General features: G+C 70.7%; 7 protein-coding genes and 1 rRNA gene. 4 read left to right on the top strand and 4 right to left on the bottom strand.

Annotation, left to right across the window (positions count from 1 at the left end):
• Positions 1-6: 6 nt before the first annotated feature.
• The 3 genes from rrf to D8M35_RS02775 all read left to right on the top strand — a co-directional run bounded on the left by rrf (position 7) and on the right by D8M35_RS02775 (position 1,742).
• Positions 7-123, top strand: a 5S ribosomal RNA gene (rrf, locus tag D8M35_RS02785).
• 135 nt (positions 124-258) lie between these two features.
• Complete coding sequence (locus D8M35_RS02780; protein WP_126890449.1) at positions 259-567, top strand: hypothetical protein; 309 nt, start codon at positions 259-261, stop codon at positions 565-567.
• 317 nt (positions 568-884) lie between these two features.
• Positions 885-1,742, top strand: coding sequence for a hypothetical protein (locus tag D8M35_RS02775; RefSeq protein WP_126890448.1), 858 nt, complete (start codon positions 885-887; stop codon positions 1,740-1,742).
• Between the two features lie 20 nt (positions 1,743-1,762).
• Here D8M35_RS02775 and D8M35_RS02770 read toward each other — a convergent pair whose 3' ends face one another.
• Genes D8M35_RS02770 through D8M35_RS02755 form a run of 4 tightly spaced genes read right to left on the bottom strand, consistent with a single transcriptional unit; the run spans position 1,763 to position 5,302 of the window.
• Positions 1,763-2,389 carry a response regulator transcription factor gene (locus D8M35_RS02770; protein ID WP_126890447.1) on the bottom strand — a complete coding sequence of 209 codons (627 nt, stop codon included), beginning with the start codon at positions 2,387-2,389 and terminating at the stop codon, positions 1,763-1,765.
• Complete coding sequence (locus D8M35_RS02765) at positions 2,386-3,591, bottom strand: sensor histidine kinase (protein WP_161972576.1); 1,206 nt, start codon at positions 3,589-3,591, stop codon at positions 2,386-2,388. The genes D8M35_RS02770 and D8M35_RS02765 overlap by 4 nt, the downstream gene beginning before the upstream one ends.
• A 53-nt stretch (positions 3,592-3,644) precedes the next feature.
• A complete protein-coding gene (locus D8M35_RS02760) occupies positions 3,645-4,460 on the bottom strand; it encodes an ABC transporter permease (RefSeq protein WP_126890445.1) in 816 nt (271 codons plus the stop codon).
• Positions 4,457-5,302, bottom strand: a complete 846-nt coding sequence (locus tag D8M35_RS02755) for an ABC transporter ATP-binding protein (protein ID WP_126890444.1) — start codon at positions 5,300-5,302, stop codon at positions 4,457-4,459. Before D8M35_RS02755 ends, D8M35_RS02760 begins: the two co-directional genes overlap by 4 nt.
• Before the next feature lie 225 nt (positions 5,303-5,527).
• Between D8M35_RS02755 and D8M35_RS02750 the strand changes: the two genes are divergently transcribed.
• On the top strand, positions 5,528-5,974 hold the full coding sequence (locus D8M35_RS02750; RefSeq protein WP_126890443.1) for a hypothetical protein: 447 nt from the start codon (positions 5,528-5,530) through the stop codon (positions 5,972-5,974).
• Positions 5,975-6,000: the final 26 nt, after the last annotated feature.

Genomic DNA, 6,000 nt, shown 5'->3' with positions numbered 1-6,000 from the left:
CAGTGTTCCGGTGGTCATAGCGAGAGGGAAACGCCCGGTCACATTCCGAACCCGGAAGCTAAGCCTCTCAGCGCCGATGGTACTGCAAGGGGGACCTTGTGGGAGAGTAGGACGCCGCCGGACTCAAACTCCAGCAACACCAGGAAACCCCTGACCGTGATCGGTCAGGGGTTTCCTGCGTTAACGGGGAACTTCTCTTGTCGAGGCTGATGCTGTTCCGTGTTGCAGGCTCCTCGAGCCGTCGGACAGGATGGTCGTGTGGGGGGACCGGTGATCGTGATGCTCGTCGGGGCGGTGTGCGTCGTGTTGGGAGCGCTTGCGTACGCCGGACTCTGGCGTTCGTGGGTCCACTGGAACGCGACGACGCAGGTCTTCGGCTTCGGGTGGCTCGGGTTGTCGATGCTCTCCTTCGGTGCTGCGTTGACCCAGTTCGACGGGCCCTTCCTGGCCCTGGCCGGTGTCCTCATGATCGTGTACGTCGTGTCCGGCATCATCGGGTTCTGCCTCATGCTCGGCATGCTGCGCTGGGCGACCCCGCGCTGGTACCGCGATCGGACACGACGATGATGAGCGGGAAGCCGACGCTGCCGTGGCCGGACGTCCGGTGGGACCGCTTGGCGATCGTCGGCGGCCTTGTGTTCGAGGTTCCGGACGACTGGACAGCGGTCGCGGGGCCGGGAGCGGTCGAGCTCGCACGTGCCGGGTCGACCATCACCCTGCGTCACGTCCAGGCGCGTGGTGCCGACCCTGCTGTCGGGTTCGCTGCCGTGGCAGCGGACGACCCCGACGCGCTGCTCATCGAAGGCGCTCCGGAGCGGTTGACCGTCCTACGGAGCACCGGGACGATCCTAGACGTTCGGTGCGGAAGTGTCGGGTCGACAGCGGTGCGCATCACCTCCCGCGGGCCGGTCGACGAGTGGCCGCTGGCGGTGCAGGTCGTCGACGAGGTCCTGCGGTCGCGATGGTCGACCGCCTCGGTGGAGCGATCAGCAGAGATCCCGCCGGCAGACCGCGTCATCGGCACAGACACCACGAGCGGCGGTGCCGCGTCGGAGGGGCGTGATCGTGCGGCCGCGCTGCTCACGGTCCGTGGGCCGGACGGGTTGTTCGAGCACCTCGTGCAGGTGGAGGACCGCGGTGTCGTCCCCGGACGGATCCGACGGTCGAACGTGGGCACGGCTGCTCGCGCTGCCGGCCTCACAGGACGCTTCGGCGCGCTGACGGCCGCCGGTACCGCGCTGCTGCGTCCGGCGCACGCCCCGGAGGACCTGCTCGTCGTCGAATGCCGGACACGCGACGTCGTGACGAGGCGATGGCGCGCGTGGTTCAAGGAGGGTTCGGCACTCGTCGTCGAGGACGGCGTCGGGCACAGCGCGACGGGCGTGATCCCGCACGGGCAGCTCAGCCGGCAGCTCCTCGCGCGGTTCGGCGTCGATCCGAGCTGGGTGATCGAGGACCAGGAGCCGGCGACGGTCCCGCTCGCCGCCCTGGACGATCGTGACGGTCCGTGCCCGAGCGAGGTCGGGTGGATGCAGGCTGCGTGGCCCGTCCGCGACTGGCACACCGTCCGAGGGTGGGGCGAGCGCCGGCAGTTCGCCGTGCTGTCGATCGTGGTGCCGGGCATCGGTGTCTTCGACCGCGAGATCGACGGCGACACGGTCACCATGCGGCCGTCCTCGCCGGCGGCGTTCGCGCGGGACGTCGTCCGGTTCCTGACGGTCGATCGGCGCGACCTGGCCTGAGCGCAGGCGTCTGCCGCGCCTCAGCGCAGCAGTCCGAGCTCCATCGCGCGGGTGACCGCCCGGGTGCGGTCGTTCACGCCGAGCTTCTCGAACACGTGCCCGAGGTGCGTCTTCACCGTGGTCTCGCTGACGAAGAGCGTGCGGCCGATGGCGGGGTTCGAGTTCCCCTGCGCCACGAGCTCGAGTACCTCGAGCTCGCGCGGACTCAGCGCCGGCCCGACCGGGGCCTTCGCGGTGGTCCGGCGCACGAGCGCCGCGGCTGCTGAGGGTGCGAGGGCTGTCTCGCCCCGGGCGGTCGCGCGCAGCCCGGCGAGGATCTCCGACTCGGGCGCCGCCTTGAGCAGGTAGCCCGAGGCGCCGGCCTCGATCGCCGCCAGGATCTGGTCGTCGGACTCGTACGTGGTCAGGATGAGCACGCGGATGCCCGGCTCACGCGCGAGGATGCGCGCCGTCGCCTCGTCCCCGTTGCACCCGGGCATGCGCAGGTCCATGAGCACGACGTCGGGGCGCTCGGCCAGGACGGTCGCGACGGCTTCGTCACCGTCGCTGGCCTGGCCGATCACCCGGACGTCGTCGGCGTCCTGCAGCAGGGCGACGATGCCCGCGCGGACGATGGGGTGGTCGTCCGCCACCACGACCCGGATCACCGTGCCGCTCCCGTGGCGGTCGGCTGCGCCGGTGCGGACTGGAGGCTCGGCTCGGCTCCGGTGGGCACGGATGCCTCGACCACGGTGCCGGTCCCCGGCGCCGACCGCACGACGCACGTCCCGCCCGCCAGGGCCAGCCGGTCGCGGAGCCCGCGCAGGCCGTGCCCGGCGGTCGGAGCGTCGGCGTCGAAGCCGACGCCGTCGTCCTCGACACGGAGGACGGTGCGCGGACCGTCCACGTGCAGTGCGACGCGGGCCGAGGCCGCACGGGCGTGCGCGCGGACGTTGGCCAGGGCCTCCTGTCCGACGCGGAGCAGGACCACCTGCGCGTCGCGGTCGAGCGGGCAGTCCGGGGCATGGACCACGACCGGGATGCCGGTCTCGCGGGTGAAGCGCTCACCGAGCCGGTGCAGTGCAGCGCCGAGGCGGTCGCTGGCGACCCCGGCTGCGCCAGCCGCGACCAGGACCCGTGATTCCTCGAGCGCGGTCCGGGCGGACTCCTCGAGCACGGCGAGGCGCTCCCCGAGCCGGTCGGGCCGGTCGGCGGCGAGGTCGGCGCGTGCCCGTTCGGTGAGCATGACGATGCCGGCGAGGTCCTGCGCCACGGTGTCGTGGAGCTCGCGGGCCAGGCGTTCCCGTTCGCTCGTGACGCCGGCAGCGCGGTTCGCCTCGGCGAGGGACTGCTGCGTCGCCTCGAGCTGCTCGATGAGCCTGCGGCGCTCGTCGGACAGCCGTGCGATCCGGGAGATCCAGAGCCCGAGCGCGCACGCGCCGAGGACGCTGATCGCTTCGATGATGATCGTGCCGGCGAGGGCGTCCGGGCCGGATGCGATCTGCAGGCCGACGCCCGACGCGATGCCGATGGCGACCGAGACCCAGACGGCGGTGCGGATGCGCTCGACCTGGCACCATGCCACGGGGAACAGGACGGACTGGACGAACGCGGTGCTCGGCACGACCGCGGGCAGCACGAGGGCGACGACCACGAGCAACGGCACGAAGGCTGCTGCGGCGCGGGGTTCGTCGTACCCACGCCAGCCGTACGTCACGTACGCCAGGGTGAGCAGCCCGAGGGCGACGAAGGCCGGCCAGCGTGACGGCCAGGGCGACCAGTCGGTCGCTGCGATCACCGACACGAGCGCGACAGCGACTGCTACCGCGACGTGCAGTCCCCAGTTGCGGTGCCTGGTGATCCGGTCCATGCCGACAGCATCCCATCGAGTGCGGCCGGTGCGGGCGTTCTCCACAGGCACGATCAGGAGTCCCGTCGGTTCCACCGGAACGTCAGGAGGCACGCGACGGTACCGACGACCAGCCATGCTGCCAGGACGAGGGCTCCGAGTCCGAGGTGCCACGCGCCTCCCGGCTCGCCGGACGCGAACGCGTCCGGCAGGAAGACCGAGCGCATCCCCGATGCCATCCAGCGCAGCGGGAAGACGCCCGCGACGGTCTGCAGCCAGTCGGGCAGCTGGGTGAAGGGGAGGTACACGCCGGAGATGAACTGCAGGACCAGGACGATCGGGACGACCGTGGCGGTGGCGCGGCGGCCCTCACGGGGGAGCGCCGAGATCGCGATGCCGAGGACGCTCGCCGTCGCGACACCCAGGAGCATGATCCCGGCGAACCGGGCCCACGCACCGCCGTCGGTCGGCAGGTCGACGCCGAACACGAGGCTCGCGACGACGAGGAGCAGCGCGGTCTGGACGATCGAGGTGACGAGGACCATGCCGATCTTGCCGACGAAGTAGCTCACGACCGGCAGCGGGGTGCCGCCGAGCCGCTTGAGCGTGCCGTCGCTGCGCTCGCCGGCGATGTCCACGCCGAGTGCCTGCGTGCCGGAGAGCAGGAAGCCGGTGGCGACGAGTCCGGGCAGGTAGTACGTGGCGTAGTCGACGCTGACGCTCGGGCCCGCCTGGATGTCGTCGGCGCTGCTGAACGCCACCGAGAACAACGCGAGCATGACGATCGGGAAGAGGAAGGTGAAGAAGACCGAGTCCGGTGCGCGGAAGTACGACCGGAGCTCGTACGCGATGCGGTGGGCGCCGAGGCTGATGCTGACTGCGGGGTTCATGCTGCGTGCTCCGAGATCATGGTGAGGTAGACGTCCTCGAGCGAGGGGCGGACGACCTCGAGCGCGTGCATCGGGGTCGTGGTGCTCCGGACCAGTGCGGTCGGGTCGGCCGTCCGGCGCTCGTGGGGCGCGCCGGTGTCGTCCTGCCACCGGACGATCGGGGTGCGTGCGTCCTGTCCGCCGATCGCGTCGATGGGTGCGACGTCGAGCAGTCGGCCGCCGGCGAGCACGGCAGCGCGGTCCGCGAGGTGCGCCGCTTCGTCGAGGTAGTGCGTGGTGAGCAGGACGGTGGTGCCCTCGGCGCTGACGCTCCGGATCAGCTGCCAGAACTGCCGACGGGCCTCGGGGTCGAAGCCGGTGGTCGGCTCGTCGAGGAACAGGACCTCGGGCCGTCCGATGATCCCGAGGGCGACGTCGACGCGGCGGCGCTGTCCTCCGGAGAGGCGGCTGATGCGCGTGTTCCGCTGGGCCTCGAGTCCGGTGGCGGCGAGGAGTTCGTCCACGGGGCGGCTGCGGGGGTACAGGTGGCGGAAGTGCTGCAGCTGTTCGGCGACGGTGACGTTCGGGGACTCCCCGCTGGTCTGCAGGACGATGCCGACGCGGGCGTTGTGGGTGCGGCTGGCGTGCGCGGGGTCGTGCCCGAGGACCCGGACCTCGCCGCCGGTGCGGGAGCGGAAGCCCTCGAGGATCTCGACCGTGGTGGACTTGCCGGCGCCGTTCGGGCCGAGCAGCGCGAAGGTCTCGCCGGGCTCGATCGTGAAGGAGACGTCGTCGACGGCGGTCTTCCCGCCGGGGTACTGCTTCGTCAGGTGCTCGACCGTGACGGCCGGTGTGGTGGACATGTGTCCAGCCTGACGGGTGGGTGGGCTCCGGCGGATCGGAGGGGCGGGCGGAGGTGCATCCTCCGATCGGAGGATGTCGCGACTTTCTCGCATCACACCTGCGTGCATAATCCTGAGGTGTCTTACCCACTGTGGAGCTACTTCCCTCGGAACGCTCGCCCTGAGCGTTGGGCTGAGAGCCTCTGCGCCTCCGTTGGCGAGCATCGGGCTGCTCTCGACACCACGGTGCAGCTCAAGGCAGGCATGACTCGACCGACCAGCGACGGTGTCCTCGAGGTGCTGCGTCCAGACATGGAGGCACTCGGTTACCGTGTCGAGTCAGGGAAAGCTCGGGGTCAACGCATCGAACGCCCGGTCCTCTTCGGTGAGAACGGCCATCCGGAAGTCACGTATGAGATCGACGCGTTCCACGACGCACTCGGCATCGCGGTCGAGGTGGAAGCCGGGCGCGGTGCAATGAGCAACGCGGCGTACCGAGACATCATCCGGGCCTCGCTGCTTCTCGACGCAGAATACTTCGTGCTCATGATGCCGCTTTCGTACAGCTATAAGAGTGGCGGCAGAGCGCTTTCGACGGAGGCCTACTCCAAGACGCGCGAGCAACTGTCCGCGATCTACGCCTCGCAGCGGCTCCGACTGCCCTTCAAGGCTGTCCTGCTCATCGGGTACTGATCCTGAGAGACCTGCCGCGGCTGGCG

Source organism: Curtobacterium sp. HSID17257 (assembly GCF_003989515.1).
In the GTDB taxonomy this organism is placed as follows: domain Bacteria; phylum Actinomycetota; class Actinomycetes; order Actinomycetales; family Microbacteriaceae; genus Curtobacterium.
Note: the sequence above shows the minus strand (reverse complement) of the source record. Positions and strands in the feature narration are given on the sequence as shown.

Coding starts and splice junctions, on each gene's coding strand:
- D8M35_RS02755 (WP_126890444.1), bottom strand. CDS start 5,302: ATGTCCACCACACCGGCCGTCACGGTCGAGCACCTGACGAAGCAGTAC.
- D8M35_RS02765 (WP_161972576.1), bottom strand. CDS start 3,591: ATGGACCGGATCACCAGGCACCGCAACTGGGGACTGCACGTCGCGGTA.
- D8M35_RS02760 (WP_126890445.1), bottom strand. CDS start 4,460: ATGAACCCCGCAGTCAGCATCAGCCTCGGCGCCCACCGCATCGCGTAC.